The sequence below is a fragment of the Klebsiella aerogenes KCTC 2190 genome (assembly GCF_000215745.1).
Classification (GTDB): domain Bacteria; phylum Pseudomonadota; class Gammaproteobacteria; order Enterobacterales; family Enterobacteriaceae; genus Klebsiella; species Klebsiella aerogenes.
In genome coordinates this window covers 4,470,294-4,488,045 of the sequence record NC_015663.1, presented here as the reverse complement: position 1 = coordinate 4,488,045, position 17,752 = coordinate 4,470,294, and the positions used below count along the sequence as shown (strand labels likewise).

18 protein-coding genes and 1 pseudogene are annotated in these 17,752 nt (G+C 54.8%); 11 read left to right on the top strand and 8 right to left on the bottom strand.

Annotated elements, in window-relative coordinates:
- Positions 1-7 precede the first annotated feature (7 nt).
- On the bottom strand, positions 8-241 hold the full coding sequence (locus EAE_RS21195; RefSeq protein WP_004132711.1) for a hypothetical protein: 234 nt from the start codon (positions 239-241) through the stop codon (positions 8-10).
- A gap of 93 nt (positions 242-334) precedes the next feature.
- Here EAE_RS21195 and EAE_RS25620 point away from each other — a divergent pair, with 93 nt between their 5' ends.
- The 3 genes from EAE_RS25620 to lpxP all read left to right on the top strand — a co-directional run bounded on the left by EAE_RS25620 (position 335) and on the right by lpxP (position 2,033).
- Complete coding sequence (locus tag EAE_RS25620; RefSeq protein WP_400215914.1) at positions 335-571, top strand: YnfU family zinc-binding protein; 237 nt, start codon at positions 335-337, stop codon at positions 569-571.
- 79 nt (positions 572-650) lie between these two features.
- Positions 651-923, top strand: a complete 273-nt coding sequence (locus EAE_RS25115) for a hypothetical protein (RefSeq protein ID WP_190972355.1) — start codon at positions 651-653, stop codon at positions 921-923.
- 201 nt (positions 924-1,124) lie between these two features.
- Complete coding sequence (lpxP, locus tag EAE_RS21185) at positions 1,125-2,033, top strand: kdo(2)-lipid IV(A) palmitoleoyltransferase (protein WP_015705671.1); 909 nt, start codon at positions 1,125-1,127, stop codon at positions 2,031-2,033.
- Positions 2,034-2,267: 234 nt separating this feature from the next.
- Here lpxP and EAE_RS21180 read toward each other — a convergent pair whose 3' ends face one another.
- The 6 genes and pseudogenes from EAE_RS21180 to EAE_RS21155 all read right to left on the bottom strand — a co-directional run bounded on the left by EAE_RS21180 (position 2,268) and on the right by EAE_RS21155 (position 9,433).
- The gene (locus EAE_RS21180) at positions 2,268-2,885 is read right to left on the bottom strand and encodes a LysE family translocator (RefSeq protein ID WP_015705670.1); all 618 of its coding nucleotides are present in this window, start codon (positions 2,883-2,885) and stop codon (positions 2,268-2,270) included.
- 118 nt (positions 2,886-3,003) lie between these two features.
- Positions 3,004-3,679 (bottom strand): annotated as a pseudogene (locus EAE_RS21175) (SOS response-associated peptidase).
- 201 nt (positions 3,680-3,880) lie between these two features.
- Complete coding sequence (gene sapB, locus EAE_RS21170) at positions 3,881-4,846, bottom strand: putrescine export ABC transporter permease SapB (protein ID WP_015366265.1); 966 nt, start codon at positions 4,844-4,846, stop codon at positions 3,881-3,883.
- Complete coding sequence (gene sapA / locus EAE_RS21165; RefSeq protein ID WP_015705667.1) at positions 4,843-6,489, bottom strand: ABC transporter substrate-binding protein SapA; 1,647 nt, start codon at positions 6,487-6,489, stop codon at positions 4,843-4,845. Before sapA ends, sapB begins: the two co-directional genes overlap by 4 nt.
- Positions 6,490-6,726: 237 nt before the next feature.
- Entirely contained in the window at positions 6,727-7,011 is a 285-nt protein-coding gene (locus EAE_RS21160; RefSeq protein ID WP_015705666.1) for a hypothetical protein, read from the bottom strand.
- Positions 7,012-7,135: 124 nt separating this feature from the next.
- The gene (locus EAE_RS21155) at positions 7,136-9,433 is read right to left on the bottom strand and encodes a helix-turn-helix domain-containing protein (protein WP_015705665.1); all 2,298 of its coding nucleotides are present in this window, start codon (positions 9,431-9,433) and stop codon (positions 7,136-7,138) included.
- Positions 9,434-9,604: 171 nt separating this feature from the next.
- Here EAE_RS21155 and EAE_RS21150 point away from each other — a divergent pair, with 171 nt between their 5' ends.
- Positions 9,605-10,774: a M20 aminoacylase family protein gene (locus EAE_RS21150; RefSeq protein ID WP_015366269.1), complete on the top strand. Its 1,170-nt coding sequence runs from the start codon at positions 9,605-9,607 to the stop codon at positions 10,772-10,774.
- 25 nt (positions 10,775-10,799) lie between these two features.
- Positions 10,800-12,191 (top strand): MFS transporter, encoded by a 1,392-nt coding sequence (locus EAE_RS21145; RefSeq protein ID WP_015705664.1) that lies wholly within the window; start codon positions 10,800-10,802, stop codon positions 12,189-12,191.
- Here EAE_RS21145 and pspF read toward each other — a convergent pair.
- Positions 12,182-13,168, bottom strand: a complete 987-nt coding sequence (gene pspF, locus EAE_RS21140) for a phage shock protein operon transcriptional activator (protein WP_162198567.1) — start codon at positions 13,166-13,168, stop codon at positions 12,182-12,184. The two genes, EAE_RS21145 and pspF, sit on opposite strands and share 10 nt — an antisense overlap.
- Before the next feature lie 152 nt (positions 13,169-13,320).
- Between pspF and pspA the strand changes: the two genes are divergently transcribed.
- From pspA to EAE_RS21110, 6 genes are all read left to right on the top strand, one after another.
- The gene (pspA, locus tag EAE_RS21135; RefSeq protein WP_015366272.1) at positions 13,321-13,989 is read left to right on the top strand and encodes a phage shock protein PspA; all 669 of its coding nucleotides are present in this window, start codon (positions 13,321-13,323) and stop codon (positions 13,987-13,989) included.
- 55 nt (positions 13,990-14,044) lie between these two features.
- Complete coding sequence (pspB, locus tag EAE_RS21130; RefSeq protein ID WP_015366273.1) at positions 14,045-14,269, top strand: envelope stress response membrane protein PspB; 225 nt, start codon at positions 14,045-14,047, stop codon at positions 14,267-14,269.
- Entirely contained in the window at positions 14,269-14,628 is a 360-nt protein-coding gene (gene pspC / locus EAE_RS21125; protein WP_015366274.1) for an envelope stress response membrane protein PspC, read from the top strand. Before pspB ends, pspC begins: the two co-directional genes overlap by 1 nt.
- 30 nt (positions 14,629-14,658) lie before the next feature.
- A complete protein-coding gene (gene pspD / locus EAE_RS21120) occupies positions 14,659-14,877 on the top strand; it encodes a phage shock protein PspD (protein ID WP_015366275.1) in 219 nt (72 codons plus the stop codon).
- Positions 14,878-14,982: 105 nt separating this feature from the next.
- Positions 14,983-16,380, top strand: a complete 1,398-nt coding sequence (locus EAE_RS21115) for a YcjX family GTP-binding protein (RefSeq protein WP_015705662.1) — start codon at positions 14,983-14,985, stop codon at positions 16,378-16,380.
- Positions 16,377-17,438 carry a YcjF family protein gene (locus EAE_RS21110; protein WP_015705661.1) on the top strand — a complete coding sequence of 354 codons (1,062 nt, stop codon included), beginning with the start codon at positions 16,377-16,379 and terminating at the stop codon, positions 17,436-17,438. Before EAE_RS21115 ends, EAE_RS21110 begins: the two co-directional genes overlap by 4 nt.
- Positions 17,439-17,752: the final 314 nt, after the last annotated feature.

The window sequence follows — 17,752 nt, the reverse complement described above, 5'->3', positions numbered from 1 at the left end:
AGGTGCATTAACGTCTGCCGTTAATGCGCTGATTATCCCTGAGAACATCAATCGCAGTCTGCATGGCGATTTTGTCATCCCGCCTTTTTTGTTTGTCCTGCATGACCTGAAGGTATTCCAGCAAGGTGCGGGTATTAATCGGTCGGCCCTGTTTACCCACAGCCAGCACGGCTTCGCCAAGAATAATTTTCACAGGCGGTAGTTGTGCCGGATACCAGTCAAGGGTGTCTTCTGATTTCATCTTAAATTTCTCACGGAAGGGTAGTATACCATAAATGAGACGTTCAATTTTCAATATCTGATATCCTGATTCAGACACAACTTAACATAACTTATGCCAGTTATTTTTATATTAAAGCGTATAATAACTACTATATTCCTCAGAGAATTATTTATGTCTTATACAAATGGGCTCAGGTATTTTAAAGAAAGACCGGTTCATGTTGCCTGCCCGGTATGCGCACACAGAGCCGATCAGAAAGCAGGTAAACTAAGAAAAGATGCGGTTCTTGAGTGCCCTGCCTGCGGACTGTTGTTCAGGCCTTCAGAATGCTGGTGTATCGGCGGCTGATCAGCTTCTGCCACTTAACGACCGTGATGTCGGGAAATGACAACATTTCTCCTGTACTGCAGTTGTCGAGGGTATGATAATGAAATCTAAAAAATCTGTTTTTATTGAAGGGCATATCCTGTCGAACAGCTGTCACGGACAGGCTGGCCAACCTTTCTGTATTCACCGGGTCAGGTTTAGTAATGGTAAATATGCGATTATCCGGGTGGCTTCAGGGATATGTTTCAAACCAGGCGAAAATATTCAACGAAACGATTGCGAGTGGTTTTATAAACTTACCAAAATTCGGCTTCTTTCTTTTGAGTACCTTGATGATGATGAATCAAGAAGACAATTTCTTGAGTATCAATGATAAAACCATGGATTTATAACAGAATAAATTTGCTGGCTTACAATTCATTCTGGCTCTTTAAATCCTTTACCAGGCATTTCAAAATAATTTTCTCTGAATTTAGATGGGTTTAAATTGTCTAAAACAAAATGTATCGCTAAAGACGAATTGCCTCATTGTTTTCCTTTTGCGTTATAACCTTCATTAGCATTAAGGAAATTTATGGCACAGACGTTTACTCATAATTTACTTCATCCTCGCCACTGGCTTACCTGGTCTGGTTTGGGTCTGCTGTGGCTTCTCGTTCAGCTTCCTTACCCGGTTTTACATATTCTGGGTTCTGGCCTTGGAAAAATATCCAGACCCTTTCTGAAACGTCGGGAAGGAATTGCGATTAGAAATATCGAACTGTGCTTCCCCGAGATGACACCGTTTGCCCGGAGCCAGATGGTTAATAAAAACTTTGTTTCTCTTGGGCTGGGACTGATGGAAACAGGAATGGCCTGGTTCTGGAGCGATGCGAGAGTCAAAAAATGGTTTGATGTCGAAGGGCTTGAAAACCTGACCGGCGCGACAAGAGGAGTAATGGTTGTCGGGATTCATTTTATGTCCCTTGAGTTGTGTGGAAGGGTAATGGGGTTATGTCATCCTATGATGGCAACGTATCGCCCACACAATGATCCATTAATGGAATGGGTACAGACAAAAGGGCGTATGCGTTCAAATAAAGCTATGATTAATCGCCGTAATTTATCTGGTTTTGTTCATGCGCTAAAAGCTGGTGAAGCCGTTTGGTTTGCACCAGACCAGGATTATGGGTCTAAAGGAAGCGTTTTTGCACCTTTTTTCTCGGTAAAAAAAGCAGCAACGACGAACGGAACGTATGCTCTGTCAAAGCTCGCTGGTGCACACTTAATCACACTTAGCATGATTCGACGTAGCGATAAAAAAGGTTATCACATGTATATCAGCAATCCGTTGTCAGGCTATCCAGGGGAAGACAAGGTCGCCGCAGCGGCTTATATGAATAAGATCATCGAGCATGAAATTCTCCGTGCTCCTGAGCAATACCTGTGGATGCATCGCAGGTTCAAAACGCGTCCTGAAGGCGAAGTCTCTTTATACAAATGAACCACTCTACTTGTCATGAGCCAGAATCTGTCTTTCTTGACACTGCGTATTTGTAAAAAATGCGATAAGGAATTTTCGATCGGATTCATGTTAACGATGGCTTGACTGACAGCCAAGGTTAATCAATCGAACCGGTTCGGATTTGAAGGTCCGTTTTTCGCTCAGAGCGGACCTTGCCACGCTTTAGGCGGTCCGCTTCGTGCCAGGAGCGGACGTTAACAGCCAGTCCAAGGCTTATCTCGTGCTAAATGCAAGTTTAGCCGCGAAGCATAGAAACAAGCCGCCTGTTGCTCTATCCATCATTTGGACAACGTGGCTTTTCTTCAATACGGCTGACGCAAATTGCGTGGATAGAATGAGTGTGAGTGACCATATAGTCCCAATCGCAACGTGGATGCTGACCAGGATAAAAGTCCATATCAAAGGAGAGTGACCGGCAGGTATGAACTGCGGCAAAAAAGAGACATAGAAAATACCCATTTTAGGATTGAGCACATTCCCCAGCATCCCTCTGATAAACCAGTTCCCCTGAGAACTGTTGTCATCACCATCACTGAAAGATGATCGGGGACGTATCAGCAGTTGTAAGCCTAGCCAGCTCAGGTAGACCGCGCCACAAACTTTGAGAACAGTGTATGCCATCTCTGAAACCGCCAGAAGAGCACCAAGACCTAACGCGATCAGCGCACCCCATACAAAACAGCCGGCATCAATGCCAAGCGCAGCGTGAAATGCCTTTTTACCGCCCTCGGCACAAGCGGTGCGCAGAATAAGTGCGGTATCGAGGCCGGGAGTTAGGGTAAGTATCAGTGCAGCGAGAGAGAATGCGAGGAGGGAATCGTTAACCGTCATTTTCTTTGTCCGAAAGAGCAAATGCTAATCATTTAGTTCCCAACATTCAATCCATCAAATATTATTTTTAAAGGTCCGCTCCTCGCTCGTAGCGGACGTGCTCGATCTCTTCTATCTGTTATTGTGCTGCCTCGATTAGTTCGGCGCCCTGATTCTTCACATTTCCTACGGCGCGCGTCACTGCGTGCCAGATAAACTTGTCGGCTGGCACGGCGCCGTCGACGGATATCTCCTCAGCCTCTTTCCCTCCTATATCCTGTCTCATCCATTCCCTGGCCGCTTCTGGTGAAAGTACCAGCGGCCGGCGGTCGTGAATATCTACCAGACCTTTATCTGCTGCTGCGGTGACAATCAGAAAGCCTTCTGCTTCGTCTCCACGTTCAAATGGTGTGCTTCCGATTGCTGCCATGAATATCGGCTGGCCATCGGCACGATGGATAAAGTAGAGTGGGTTGCTTCTTGTCACCTTCTTTCTTCCGTTCGAAGCCCCCATCAGCAAAGCAGATCGCCCGGCCATGTTGCCATAGCGCCTTAAACATCCTGCTGGTGGCCACAGTTTCAACACGCGCGTTAATCAGTGGAGCCTTATCCCACCACCCGGGCGCATAACCCCAGAAGACAGGATCGATATGCAGTTGTTCGTCGCGTTCGCTCAGGAGCAAAACCTTTGTCCCTGGCGACACGTTGTACCGGCCGATTGGTTCGGGGTCATAAGCGATATCCCGCTCAGCCTCTTCAGCCAAATAAGCCAGGTACTCTTCACGGGTTTGTGATTGAGCAAAGCGTCCGCACATGGTTACCTCCAGTTTGCAGACTGAAAGTATAGAATGTGTGGAGGAGTAGGAAGGGAACTCCGACAGCAATCAAACTGATGACTGTCGGAGCTAACGTTAAAAACAATGTGTACAAAATTGTGTATTAAAGTCAGGAATATCGAACAATTTTAAAATTTAACTCATTGTTTTTAATTGATAAAGTTTTTTGCTTTGTAGGTGCTATCGTAGGGCATACCATTCCTTATGTTTCAGTGGGTTAGCCATGGCTCCTAAAATATCCGAGATCACGTTGACGATAATGACCAGCGCGCCGATCACCATCACTCCGGCGGAAATCGCTGCGTAATCCTGCTGGCGGATGGCGTTGATCAGCCAGCGCCCCAGTCCCGGCCAGCTGAAGACCATTTCGGTAATCATTGCCAGCGTTAGCATGGTGGAGAACTGCAGACCCAGGCGCGGGATCACCGGCGGCAGGGCATTGTGCAACACGTGACGATGCAGAATCGTCCTGCGGGTAACGCCGCGGGTCGCCGCCGCTTTAACATAGTTAGTATCGTAGACTTCACTGGTGCTGATACGCATCAGGCGAATCACTTCGGTGGTCGGCGCGACGGCCAGCGTCAACACCGGCAGCACCATATGCCGCGCGGCGCTGACGATCATCTCATGGCGCCACGGCGAATCAGAGAGCCAGGCGTCGATGAGCGCGAAGCCTGTCACCGTTTTCACTTCGTACAACAGATCAAAGCGGCCGGAGACCGGCAACCAACCCAGCGTTAACGAGAAGAACAGGGTAAACAGCAACGCCAGCCAGAACACCGGAATGGAGAACCCCACCAGCGCCAGGGCGCTAATGAGCGTGTCCGGCCATTTATTACGCATAATTCCGGCAATCATCCCCACGGGAATGCCGACCAGCAGCGCAAAACCAAACGCCAGAATGCACAGTTCCATCGTGGCAGGGAAGACCACCTTCAGCTGTTCGGAAATCAACTGGCCGTTGATGCTGGAGACGCCAAAGTCCCAGTGCAGAACCCCTTTGAACCAGAACAGCCAGGCATTCCATAGCGATGCGCCCTGCAGCGGCGCGTGCGGCGTAAAGTAGCTGAGGCTAAAGCCGATAAAGGTGAGAAAAAACAGCGTCACAAGCAACAACAGCAGGCGGCGCAGAGTAAAAATAATCATGGTTTTTTCACCTCTTCTTTTTCGCGCGACACGCCTGCGAAGGAGGCGTTGCCAAACGGACTCAGCACCAGTCCTTTCATATCATAGCGATAAGCCTGCAGACGCAGCGAAGAGGCCAGAGGCAGCACCGGTAATTCACGGGCGAGAATATGCTGCGCCTCTTTGTAGGCTTCGATACGCGACGCCAGCTGTTGTGAAATCAGCGCTTTTTGTAATACCTCGTCAAACTCGCGGTTGCACCAGTGGGCGAGGTTGGTCTGCGAACCAATCGCCGCGCAGCTTAACAGCGGGCGGAAGAAGCTATCCGGGTCATTACTGTCGGTCGCCCAGCCGGAAAGCGTTAAATCGTGGCTCATATCCATCAATCGCGCCTCCTGGAAGCGGCCTTCAACCGGAATAATAATCACTTTGACACCCACCTGCGCCATATCCGCCTGTATCAGCTCGGCGGTTTTCAATGGGCTGGGGTTCCACGCCTGGGAACTGGTCGGCACCCACAATTTTAGCGTGAGATTACTGAGACCCAGCGCCTGCAGGCGACGGCGCGCCTCCGCGGGGTTGTATTCGGTAATTTTAGCGTCGTTATCATAAGCCCACGAGGCGCGTGGTAGCATTGAGGCCGCGGTTTCCGCGGTGCCGTAGTAGATCGATTGCATCAGACGCTGGTTGTTGATCGCCAGCGCCAGCGCGTGGCGAACTTCCGGATTATCCAGCGGCGGTTTAGCAGTGTTAAAAGCCAGCCAGGCGATATTCATACCCGGGCGCAGCGTCAGACGCAGGCGCGGATCGTCGCGCAGGATGGTGAGCTGGCTGGCGGCGGGCCAGGCCAGCACGTCGCATTCGCCGGTCAGCAGTTTTGACAGACGGCCGGTGCCGCCGGAACCGAGATCCACCACCACCTGCGGCATCAAGGGTTTGCCGCGCCAGTAGGCCGCGTGGCGCTGCAGGCGGATATACTGCCCGGTGCGATACTCTTCCAATTTAAACGGGCCGGTACCGACGGGCTGGCGGTCGAGTTGTTCTTCGCGGTCGCTTTTGGTCAGCTGCGCGGCATACTCCGCCGACATGACTGAAGCATAGTGTGTTGCCAGGTGCCACAGGAATGAGGCATCCGGGCGTTTCAAGCGAAACTCGACGGTATGGTTATCCAGCTTACGAACGCTTTCTACGGTGTCGGCGAACTGCAGGCTATCGAAATAGGGGAAGCTACTGCCGTTGACGCTGTGCCACGGGTCGTCGCGGTTAAAGATGCGCCCGAAGGTGAAGATGACATCATCAGCGTTAAAAGCGCGGGTCGGTTTAAACCAGTCGGTAGTCTGGAACTGGACCTTATCGCGCAGGTGGAAGCGGTAGGTGGCGCCGTTATCGAGCACTTCCCAGCTTTCCGCCAGTTCAGGCACCAGACGATAGGTATAAGGGTCAACGTCGAGCAGGCGATCGTAGATCTGGGCGGCGAGGGTGTCGACAATCAGGCCGCTGCTGACTTTTTGCGGGTTAAAGGTATTTACCTGCCCGCTGACGCAATAGACAAACCCGCTATCGCGGATATCGGCATTAGCCGGCAGCGCCGGGGCCGGTGCGGCAAAAGCCTGCCCGCACAGCATCGAGGCTGCCGCTAAAAGAGAGGACAATTTCAGGCGCATATTTTCTTTTTGATCATAGAGCAGAGCTCTATCTTATTAATATTAAATGACATTTACCACCACCTTTACGACATCGAGGGGGATAATGCGGTCACCGGCAGCGCATGTTGTCCAGCCAGTTGGTCAAAATAGTGTCGGAAATAAACCAGTATTAAGAAACATGGTATCTTTTTATTGCCGATTTCTCCAGTTAGCCATCTGTATGCGTTCTGTAGAGGGGGGGTGTGAATTGCGGGATCAGAGCGGAAGGAGTTGATTATAGCGGGCGATATAATCCTTTGGCTTGATCTCCAGTTCTCCGCCGTCGCGATGGATAGCGACAAAGGTACGCAGCACCAGTCCGCTTTTACGTTCTGATATTTCCCATCCTTGTTCGCTGTAGGCATCGCGCGTGGAGCGCACGCAGAGATCCGAGAAAATCATCATTAAAGAGAGGGCTGGGGCATGATGATTTTTCATGGTGTGGATCAAACTGGCATGGGCGGCATAGCGGGTTAGCGTATGAGAATTAACCGGAATCACGTGAATTTTCAGTCCATTGAATATAATTGCCGCCGATGATAATTCACATTAAGACATCTTACCAGTTACATATTATTAACTCCTCGCGTTTTCATACATGAAATGATAGTGACGTTGTCACGCTTCAATCATCCAGCGGTGTGAATTCATATAATGCCAGCGCATTGCTCTGCAGTGAATCCACCCGAAGCCAGCCATCATCCATCAGTTCCTCATGCACGCTCAGCGCCGGGCGGGCGTGGTGCTGGAGCCAGCGATAATCTTCTTCGTCCGGGCCGCTGCGGCTGCGGAATGCCTCAAACAGCGGAAATAGCGCGCCGTGATGTTGATCGAACAGATGCTGTTTGATGCGCCAGCGTCCCTCCAGCCCTTCAAGCCGCAGGGTATAGGGCTGGCGAAACCGCTGAGTAAAGGCCTCTTCGCTCGATAGCCAGGGGTTGAAAATCACCGTATTGCGCAGCAGCAACTGGTAGTGTCCGTTATGGCGCAATAACAACAGGTTTTTGTCATTGATTAAGACTTCGCCGCGCAGACGCCGCCACAGCCATAATACCCAGTAAACCGGGCGCGGCAGACCATGCAGGTAATGCAGCGCCAGGCTGGAGGTGTCAAGTTTACCGTTGTCCCGCGCCTCCCCCTGCAGCCCGGAATTAAGCCAGAAGCCTGCCAGCCACACCTGTTCGGCAATGCCCAGCAGGTTATCCATCAATAGCGCGCCGCGGAAAAAACGTCCGTTGGTATCGCGGGTATCGCCGGTCAACGTATTCCACGATAGCAGCCACAGCGGCAACGAGAGCTGCCGTTGCCGTAGGGCATTATGTATTTGGCGTAATTTCTGTCGCGGATAGCTTTCACTGGCGGCTAGCTTGCTGCTATCGGCCTGCGCCAGGTCAAGCAGTTCATTAGCATCCGCCTGGCAGGCGAGAAAATCGGCTTCGCTGAGCAGCGGGGAATGCAGTAGCGGATCGTCGGCAATATCGCTTTGCGGGAAACGATGCCAGATCCCCATTTGCGGTTGTTGCAAGGTGGACGCGAGCACTTCGCGCTGTTGTCGCCAGGCCTGCTGTCGCGCCGCTTCACTGGCCTGCGGCGACCAGTGCCAGACAAAACGCCAGCTCGCAAGCGTCGTGGGTGAAAAGTGATTGGCGGCAAGTTGCAGAAAACGCTGTAGTAAATCGCAGCGGGTGGTTAAACCGGTGTGGAGTAGCACCGTCCAGCCTTTCTGCGCCAGCCAGCTAAACAGCTGCTGAAGATTGTACCAACAGGCATAGCCCGCGAGCGTCGGGTCGTCCCAGCCTTCGCCAAACAGGCGGCTACTGAGAAACGGATCGTGAATATCGATGCCGTAGACGGGTAGCGTCTGCTGCAGTTGCTCCAGCTCGCGGCGGACATCTTCGCGGAGTAAATCATCAAGTTCGCGAACGGTGACGATCGTACGGGTATGGCGCAATAACGGCGCGCGCGCTGGCAACTGGCGGATATCCACCAGCCTGGTCTGACGCGGGTTGAGCAGCAGCGGCGGCGTATTATCGCTGTTTTTTTCCGCCTCGTTAAGGCGGGCGTAAAGCCGCTCAACCGCGACCGGATACCAGACCTCACTGGCGTTGACTCGCGGACGAGCGGCGGGCTGCGGCTGCTGTTGGCGAAATTGCCGCGGTGTGACGCCATGCTGGCGCTTAAACAGATCGCTCATGATGCGGGCACTGGCGAAACCGTTGTCCTGCGCCACCTGCTGCACCGAACGCCGGGTGGCCAGCAGTTGCTCGGCGGCCTTGCCGAGACGCAGGGCGGTAATGTACTGCACGAAGCTGACGCCGACCTCTTTATGAAACAGGCGGGAAAGCCAGGCCTCCGAGACAAACTCAGCGGCGGCCACTTCCTGCAGCGAGATCCGCCGCTGATAGTTGGCTTCAATGCGCGCTACTACGTTGATAATTCGTCGGCTCCAGTTTTCGGCGCCGCGGCGCAGGCTGGGTACGATGGGCTGCGTAAAGCGGGTCGCCAGCAGCAGGGCGATTTCGCTGAGCCAGCGGTTGGCCTCTAAGCGGTAACGCGACTGATGATTAACCAGCCCGGCTACCAGCAACTGGCGCATCAGCTGGCGCAGGTTATCTGCCGCATCCATGTTTTCGCCGTTAACCCGATAATCACAGGCAAAAAAATCGCTATCAAGGCGGGTGAGCCAACCAGCGGCAAGGTTGAGGATCATGGCCGCATTGGCCTCTTCGCCGGTAATCTGCCAGCGCTGGCGGCGGTTAACGATCGCCAGTTCATCAACCCGCATCGGTTGCGGCGCTTCGCCGAGTTGCAACCGCGCGCTGCCTTCCAGCAGCCACAGCAGCGTTAATCCGTCGCTTTCCGGCGGGCTGAGGTGGCGAATATCGCGCACCGTGAGGCTGAAATCGCCGAGATGGTGTTCCATGCGCCGCTCCTTAAAAGACAAAAAATAACAGGGTGTTTTTTGTCATAACAGAATTGTATAGAAAACAGTCATTGATAATTCGTCAATATAAAACAAAAAAGCGCATTTTAAAGCCGGGTGGGGCGCATAAACTCGAAAGTGTCGTGCAAACACAACACAGGAATAATAAAAATGACACATCCATTGATTGAATCTTTGCAAGTTAATGAAGCGCAGTTTGTGGCGTTACGTCGCCGCTTCCACCAACAGCCCGAGATTGGCTTTGAAGAACATAAAACCAGCGATGAAGTCGCCAGGCTGCTTGCTGAGTGGGGATATGAAGTGCATCGCGGCCTCGCCGGTACCGGCGTGGTCGGGACGCTGAAAGTCGGCAGCGGCGAAAAACGTCTGGGTCTACGCGCGGATATGGATGCGCTGCCGATGCAGGAAATGAGCGGTAAAGCATGGGCAAGCCAGGTCGACGGGCGTTTTCACGGCTGCGGCCATGACGGTCACACCACCACGCTGCTGTATGCGGCGGAATATCTGGCGCGCACGCGTCAGTTTAACGGTACGCTGCAGTTAATTTTCCAACCGGCAGAAGAGCTGCTGTACGGCGGACGGGTGATGGTCGAAGATGGCTTGTTCACAAAATTCCCCTGCGACGCCATCTTTGGCCTGCATAACATGCCGGGCCAGAAACTGGGCAAAATCGGCCTGCGCGACGGCGCGATGATGGCTTCTTCCGATACGCTGCATATCGAAGTGAAGGGCGTTGGCGGCCATGGCGCGGTACCGGAACATACCGTGGATGCGACGCTGGTTGCCTGCCACATTACCCTCGCGCTGCAATCGATCGTTTCACGCAACATCACGCCATTTGAACCTGCGGTAGTCACCGTCGGCAGCATTCAGGCTGGTCACGCGCCGAACATCATCAACGATAAAGTGTTGATGAAGCTAACGGTCCGTACCCTTAACCAGCAGGTGCGCGAGACGGTGCTGCAGCGCATTCACGATATTGCGGTCGCTCAGGCAGAAAGTTTTAACGCCAGCGCTACCTTAACCCACGTCAACGGCAGCCCGGTTTTACGTAACGATCCGGCGGCTAATGAGCTGGTCCGTGAAGTGGCGACCTCGCTGTTTGGCAAAGAACAGGTTGGTACCGTGAATCCATTCATGGGTAGCGAAGATTTCGCCTTCATGCTGGAGAGCAATCCCAACGGCTGCTACTTCACTATCGGCGCGGGTGATGAAGCTGACCGCTGCATGGTGCATAACCCGGGATACGATTTTAACGATCAAATCCTGCTTACCGGCGCAGCGCTGTGGTGCGGCCTGACGGAACGCTATCTGCGTTAACCTATCGCGACGGGGGGACCCGATTATGAGTTCTGTATCGTTAAGCGAATCTCGTTTCGTCGGTAGCGATCGCCTGCTGGCGGGTATTGTGCTCAGCGTGCTGACGTTCTGGCTGTTTGCGCAATCGGTTATCAATGTTGTTCCGGCGATGAAAAGCAGCCTCGATATTTCACTGGAGACGCTAACCCTGGCGGTGAGTCTCAGCGCCTTATTTAGCGGCTGCTTCGTGGTGGCCAGCGGCGGGCTGGCGGATAAATTCGGCAGGGTGCGGATGACCTATCTCGGCCTGGCGTTAAGTATTATCGGCAGCGCGTTTCTGGCGGCGTCGCAGGGGCCGGGTCTGTTTATCACCGGTCGCATCCTGCAAGGGCTCTCTGCGGCCTGCATTATGCCGGCGACGCTGGCGCTGATTAAAACCTGGTATGAAGGTAGGGCGCGGCAGCGGGCGGTGAGTTTCTGGGTCATTGGTTCCTGGGGCGGCAGCGGGCTTTGCTCGTTTGTCGGCGGCGCGATTGCCACCGGTCTTGGCTGGCGGTGGATCTTCGTGTTCTCGATTGCGGTGGCGCTGCTGGCGTTGCTGCTGCTGCGTGGCACGCCGGAGAGTCGAAGCGCCAGCGCCGATCGGCATAAGCTTGATGTGGGCGGATTATTAAGCCTGATCGCGTCGCTGGTGCTGCTTAATCTGTTTATCAGCAAGGGCCATCAATGGGGCTGGAGCAGTGGCTTATCGCTGTCGATGCTGGGCGGCGCGGTAATTACGGGTGGTTTGTTTATCCGTAGCGGTTTGCGTAAAGGTGAAGCGGCACTAATCGACTTCGCTTTATTTCGCAACCGGGCCTACGGCGCGGCGGTGCTGTCGAACTTCATGCTTAATGGCGCTATCGGCACCATGATGATCACCAGCATCTGGCTGCAGCAGGGGCATCATCTTACCCCGCTGGAAACCGGCATGATGACGCTGGGGTATCTGGTGACGGTACTGGCGATGATTCGCGTTGGGGAAAAGTTGCTCCAGCGCTACGGCGCGCGGTTGCCGATGATGACCGGGCCGGTCTTTACCGCCATCGGCATTTTGCTGATCTCCTGTACCTTCCTCGATAAGTCACTGTATATCGGGACCGTCTTCTTCAGCAATATTCTGTTTGGCCTCGGGCTCGGCTGTTACGCCACGCCTTCGACCGATACCGCCGTCGCCAATGCGCCGGAGAACAAAATCGGAGTCGCATCAGGGGTTTATAAGATGGGTAGCTCGCTTGGCGGCGCGATGGGTATTGCCGTGACGGCGTCACTTTTCGCGCTGTTCCTGCCGTTGGGAATGGCCAGCGCCGCGCAATACGCGTTGTGGTTTAACGCCGCGCTGTGTTTAGGCTCAATGGTGGTGAGCGCGATGATGCTGCCGCGCGCCGCTCATAGCTGATGCTTCTTCAACAAGGCGCGTAGCTGGTGGTAGGTTAGCCCCAGCAGCTCCGCCGCCTGCTTTTGATTGTACTTCGCCTGCTGCAGGCTCAACTGCAGCAGGCTTTTTTCTTGCTCCAGCTGAAAGGCGCGCAGGTCCAGTGGCAACGCGGGAAGCGCATGTTCAACGACCGGTGCAGGCGCAGGCGTCGCGCTATTAAATGGGTTGATAATGATATTATCCAGCTCGCTATCACTGCTGCCGTGGCGGTAAACCGAACGTTCAACCACGTTTTTCAGCTCACGAATATTGCCCGGCCAGCGGTATGCGAGCAGCGTGTCGACGGCTCGCTCGCTAAAGCCGGGAAACAGAGGAAGCCCCAGCTCGCGGCACATCTGAATGGCAAACTGGTTGGCAAGCAGCATGATGTCGCTCTGGCGCTCACGCAATGGCGGTAGTTGCACGACATCAAACGCCAGCCGGTCGAGCAGGTCGGCGCGGAAATGACCTTCCTCGACCATTTTGGGCAGATCGGCGTTGGTGGCGCACACCAGCCGTACGTTAACCTGCAGCGGCTGGCTGCCGCCAACGCGTTCGAGCTCGCCGTATTCAATTACCCGCAGCAATTTTTCCTGCACCAGCATCGGAGCGGTGGCCAGCTCATCGAGAAACAGCGTGCCGCCGTCGGCACGTTCAAAGCGCCCCGGATGCCGTTTGCTGGCGCCGGTAAAGGCGCCGGCTTCATGACCAAACAATTCGGAATCGAGAAGGTTTTCATTCAGCGCCGCGCAATTCAGCGAAATAAACGGTCCCTGCCAGCGCGAAGAGAGAAAGTGCAGTCGGTTGGCAATGAGCTCTTTGCCGGTCCCGCGCTCGCCGATCACCAGCACCGGTTTATCCAGCGGCGCCAGCTGCGAGACCTGTTCGAGCACCTCCAGAAAGCTGTTAGCCTCGCCCAGCAGGTTATCCTTGTATTCCGCCATGATGAATTTCGCCATTAAGTAGTGTGATTCGCCAACTCACTGTAGCAAGCAGGCGGCCATATCTCAACCACCTTGTTTAAAATCAATAAGATAAAAAGTTGGCACGCCATTTGTATTAACTACTGCACAGGCCGCTGCCTGCTATCAGAACTATGAGGATTGAAATTATGGGTATTTTTTCTCGCTTTGCCGACATCGTGAACGCCAACATCAACTCCCTGCTGGAGAAAGCGGAGGATCCGCAGAAGCTGGTCCGTCTGATGATTCAGGAGATGGAAGATACATTGGTTGAAGTGCGTTCTACCTCCGCCCGCGCGCTGGCGGAAAAGAAACAGCTGACCCGCCGTATCGAACAGGCGCAGGCGCAGCAGGTGGAATGGCAAGAAAAGGCCGAGCTGGCCCTGCGTAAAGAGAAAGAAGATCTGGCGCGTGCGGCGCTGATCGAAAAACAGAAGCTGACTGACCTTATCGGCAGTCTGGAACACGAAGCGCAACTGGTGGATGAAACCCTGGCGCGGATGAAAAAAGAGATTGGCGAGCTGGAGAATAAGCTCAGCGAAACCCGCGCTCGTCAGCAGGCGCTGATGCTGCGTCATCAGGCGGCCAGCTCTTCGCGTGATGTTCGCCGCCAGCTGGATAGCGGTAAAATGGATGAAGCGATGGCGCGTTTTGAGTCTTTCGAACGCCGTATTGACCAAATGGAAGCCGAGGCGGAGAGCCATCGTTTTGGCAAACAACAATCGCTGGATCAGCAGTTTGCCGAATTGAAAGCGGATGATGAAATCAGCGAGCAACTGGCGGCGCTGAAAGCCAAAATGAATCAGAATAACCAGTAATGCATATTACGCGGCGCGGTGTTGCGCCGCGGCTCACCACCTGTAAGGAGTACACATGAGCATGCTTTTTCTTGCCATCCCGCTCACGCTGTTTGTGCTGTTCGTGTTGCCGGTCTGGTTATGGCTGCACTACAACAATCGCTCGGCGGACGGGGCGTTAACCCAGAACGAACAGCAGCGCCTGCTGCAGCTGACCGATGACGCGAAACGGATGCGCGAACGCATTCAGGCGCTGGAAGCGATCCTTGACGCGGAACATCCGAACTGGAGAGACAAATAATGGCCGGATTGGACTTTAATAAAAAACTGTGGCGTATCCCGCAGCGCGGAATGGTGAAGGGGGTCTGCGCCGGTATCGCGCAGCACCTGGATGTGCCGGTGAAGCTGGTGCGTCTGATAACCGTACTGGCGATGATTTTTGGCCTCTTCTTTTTCGTGCTGGTGGCCTACATCATTCTGACTTTCGCGCTGGATCCGATACCGGATAGCGAACTGTACGGCGAAAAAGGGCCGAGCAATGGCGATTTACTGGCCGCCGTGGATGCCGAACTGGCTTCCGGCGAACAGCGCCTGCGTGATATGGAGCGTTATATCACCTCCGATACCTTCACGCTGCGCAGCCGTTTTCGTCAGCTGTAAAATTTTTCCATGTAACCAACGAGGCAACGCATGAATATGAAATGGCAACAGGCAGGGCAAAAAGTGAAACCGGGTCTTAAGATCGCCGGTAAGCTGGTGCTACTGACCGCGCTGCGATACGGCCCGGCGGGCGTTGCCGGTTGGGCGGTGAAATCGGTGGCGCGTCGGCCGCTGAAAATGTTGCTGGCGGTAGCGCTTGAGCCGCTGCTCAGTCGGCTGGCCAATCGTTTTGCCCGCGGCATGAAATAATTCCTCAGGGGGAGGAATACCGGCGCGCTTTATATTGGCCCTGATTATCCCCATCTAAATAGCTTATCATTAAACGACATTCCTTCTGGGCATAACGGACTGGCGATGAAGCGACTCAAAACTGAATTCAATGCGCTGGTCAACCGCGGGGTTGACCGGCATTTACGTCTTGCCGTGACCGGACTCAGCCGCAGCGGCAAAACGGCTTTTATCACCGCGATGGTTAATCAACTGCTGAATATCCACGCCGGGGCGCGACTGCCGCTGCTGAGCGCGGCGCGCGAAGAACGCCTGTTGGGCGTTAAACGGGTTCCGCAGCGTGATTTCGGCATTCCGCGTTTTACCTATGATGAAGGCCTGGCGCAGCTTTATGGCCAGCCCCCGGCCTGGCCGACGCCGACCCGTGGGGTGAGCGAAATTCGCCTTGCGCTGCGTTATCGCTCCAACGACTCCCTGCTGCGTCATTTCAAAGACACTTCAACCCTGTATCTGGAAATCGTGGATTATCCGGGAGAATGGTTGCTCGACCTGCCGATGCTGGCGCAGGATTATTTAAGCTGGTCGCGGCAAATGACAGGGCTGTTGCAGGGGCAGCGCGGGGAGTGGTCTGCCCGCTGGCGGCAGCTGTGTGATGGGCTCGATCCGCTGGCGCCCGCCGACGAAACCCGGCTGGCGGAGATCGCCGCCGCCTGGACCGATTATCTGCACGCCTGCAAGCGCGAGGGGTTGCACTTTATTCAGCCGGGGCGGTTTGTGCTTCCCGGCGACATGGCGGGAGCCCCGGCGCTGCAGTTCTTCCCCTGGCCGGATGTCGATGCGATTGGCGAAGCCAGGCTGGCGCAGGCGGATAAACACACCAATGCCGGAATGCTGCGCGAACGTTTCAAATACTACTGCGAGAAAGTGGTGAAAGGCTTTTATAAAGACCACTTCCTGCGTTTTGACCGCCAGATTGTGTTGGTGGACTGTCTGCAGCCGTTAAACAGCGGGCCGCAGGCGTTTAATGATATGCGTCTGGCGCTGACCCAGTTGATGCAAAGCTTCCATTACGGCCAGCGAACGCTGTTCCGACGCCTGTTTTCACCGGTTATTGACAAGCTACTGTTTGCCGCCACTAAAGCCGATCACGTGACCGTCGATCAGCACGGCAACATGGTGTCGCTACTTCAGCAACTGATTCAGGACGCCTGGCAGAATGCCGCCTTTGAAGGCATCAGCATGGATTGTCTGGGGCTGGCGTCCATTCAGGCTACCCAGGGCGGGCTTATCGAGGTTAATGGTGAGAAGATCCCAGCGCTGCGCGGCGATCGTCTGAGCGATGGGCAACCGCTTACCATTTTCCCGGGGGAGGTGCCGGCGCGACTGCCGGGCCAGGCCTTCTGGGAACAGCAGGGCTTCCAGTTTGAGAACTTCCGCCCGAGAGCGATGGATGTCGATAAACCGCTGCCGCATATACGCCTTGACGCGGCGCTGGAATTTTTGATTGGAGATAAATTGCGATGAGCGAGCCGATAAAACCGCGGATCGATTTCGATGGCCCACTGGAAACGGAAAAGAGCCAGACCTTAAAATCGGCCCGCGCCTTTGACGCGGCGGATGCGCAAACCTTCTCTCCGATGCTGCCTGAAATGGTTGCTGAAGAGGAGGGGGCCGCCGAAGCGGTGGTGGAATCGGTACTGCGCCCGAAACGCAGCCTGTGGCGGCGGATGGTTAGTGCCGGGCTGGCAATTTTTGGTATTAGCGTGGTGGCGCAGGGCGTGCAGTGGACGGTGACGGCCTGGCAGACTCAGGACTGGATTGCGCTTGGCGGCTGCGCGGCCGGGGCGCTGATTGTCGGCGCGGGCGTGGGGTCGGTAGCGACCGAATGGCGTCGCCTGTGGCGTCTGCGCCAGCGCGCGCACGAACGCGATGAAGCGCGGGATCTGATGCATAGCCACGCGGTGGGCAAAGGGCGCGCGTTCTGTGAGAAACTGGCGCAGCAGGCCGGGCTGGATCAATCGCATCCGGCGCTGCAGCGCTGGTATGCGGCGATCCATGAAACGCAAAACGATCGCGAAGTGGTGAGCCTGTACGCGCAACTGGTGCAGCCGGTGCTGGATGCGCAGGCGCGGCGGGAAATCAGCCGCTCGGCGGCGGAATCGACGCTGATGATCGCCGTCAGCCCGCTGGCGCTGGTGGATATGGCGTTTATCGCCTGGCGTAACCTGCGATTGATTAACCGTATCGCCACCCTCTACGGTATTGAACTTGGCTATTATAGCCGCCTGCGTTTATTCCGCCTGGTTTTGCTGAATATCGCCTTTGCCGGCGCCAGCGAACTGGTGCGCGAAGTCGGAATGGACTGGATGTCGCAGGATCTGGCGGCCCGCTTGTCGGCGCGCGCCGCCCAGGGTATTGGCGCCGGATTGTTGACCGCCCGCCTGGGGATTAAGGCGATGGAGCTGTGTCGTCCGCTACCGTGGATCGCGGATGATAAACCGCGGCTCGGCGATTTCCGCCGCGAACTGATCGGCCAGTTAAAAGAGACGCTGCAGAAAAGCAAAACCGGCGCGGAGAATTAACGTCGGCAAGCGTAAATGCCGGGTGGCGGCTGCGCCTTACCCGGCCTACGGTTCGTGCGACCTGCCTTTAATGTCTTCACCACGCTGGATCCCCCGGTGGCGCTGCCGCTTACCGGGGCTACAGCGCTTTGCGATTTGGTAGCCCGGAGAAGGCGCAACGCGCCGCCTCCGGGAAAACCCCTGGCGCCCAGCGCCCTCTGTGCCATGCGAGCCATAACGCAAAAGAAATGCCCGCATAACTTTACGGCATAAAGCCCATTTTTCCGTCATACTGTCAATAATTGTTGACAGCTATCTTCACGTAAGCCCATATC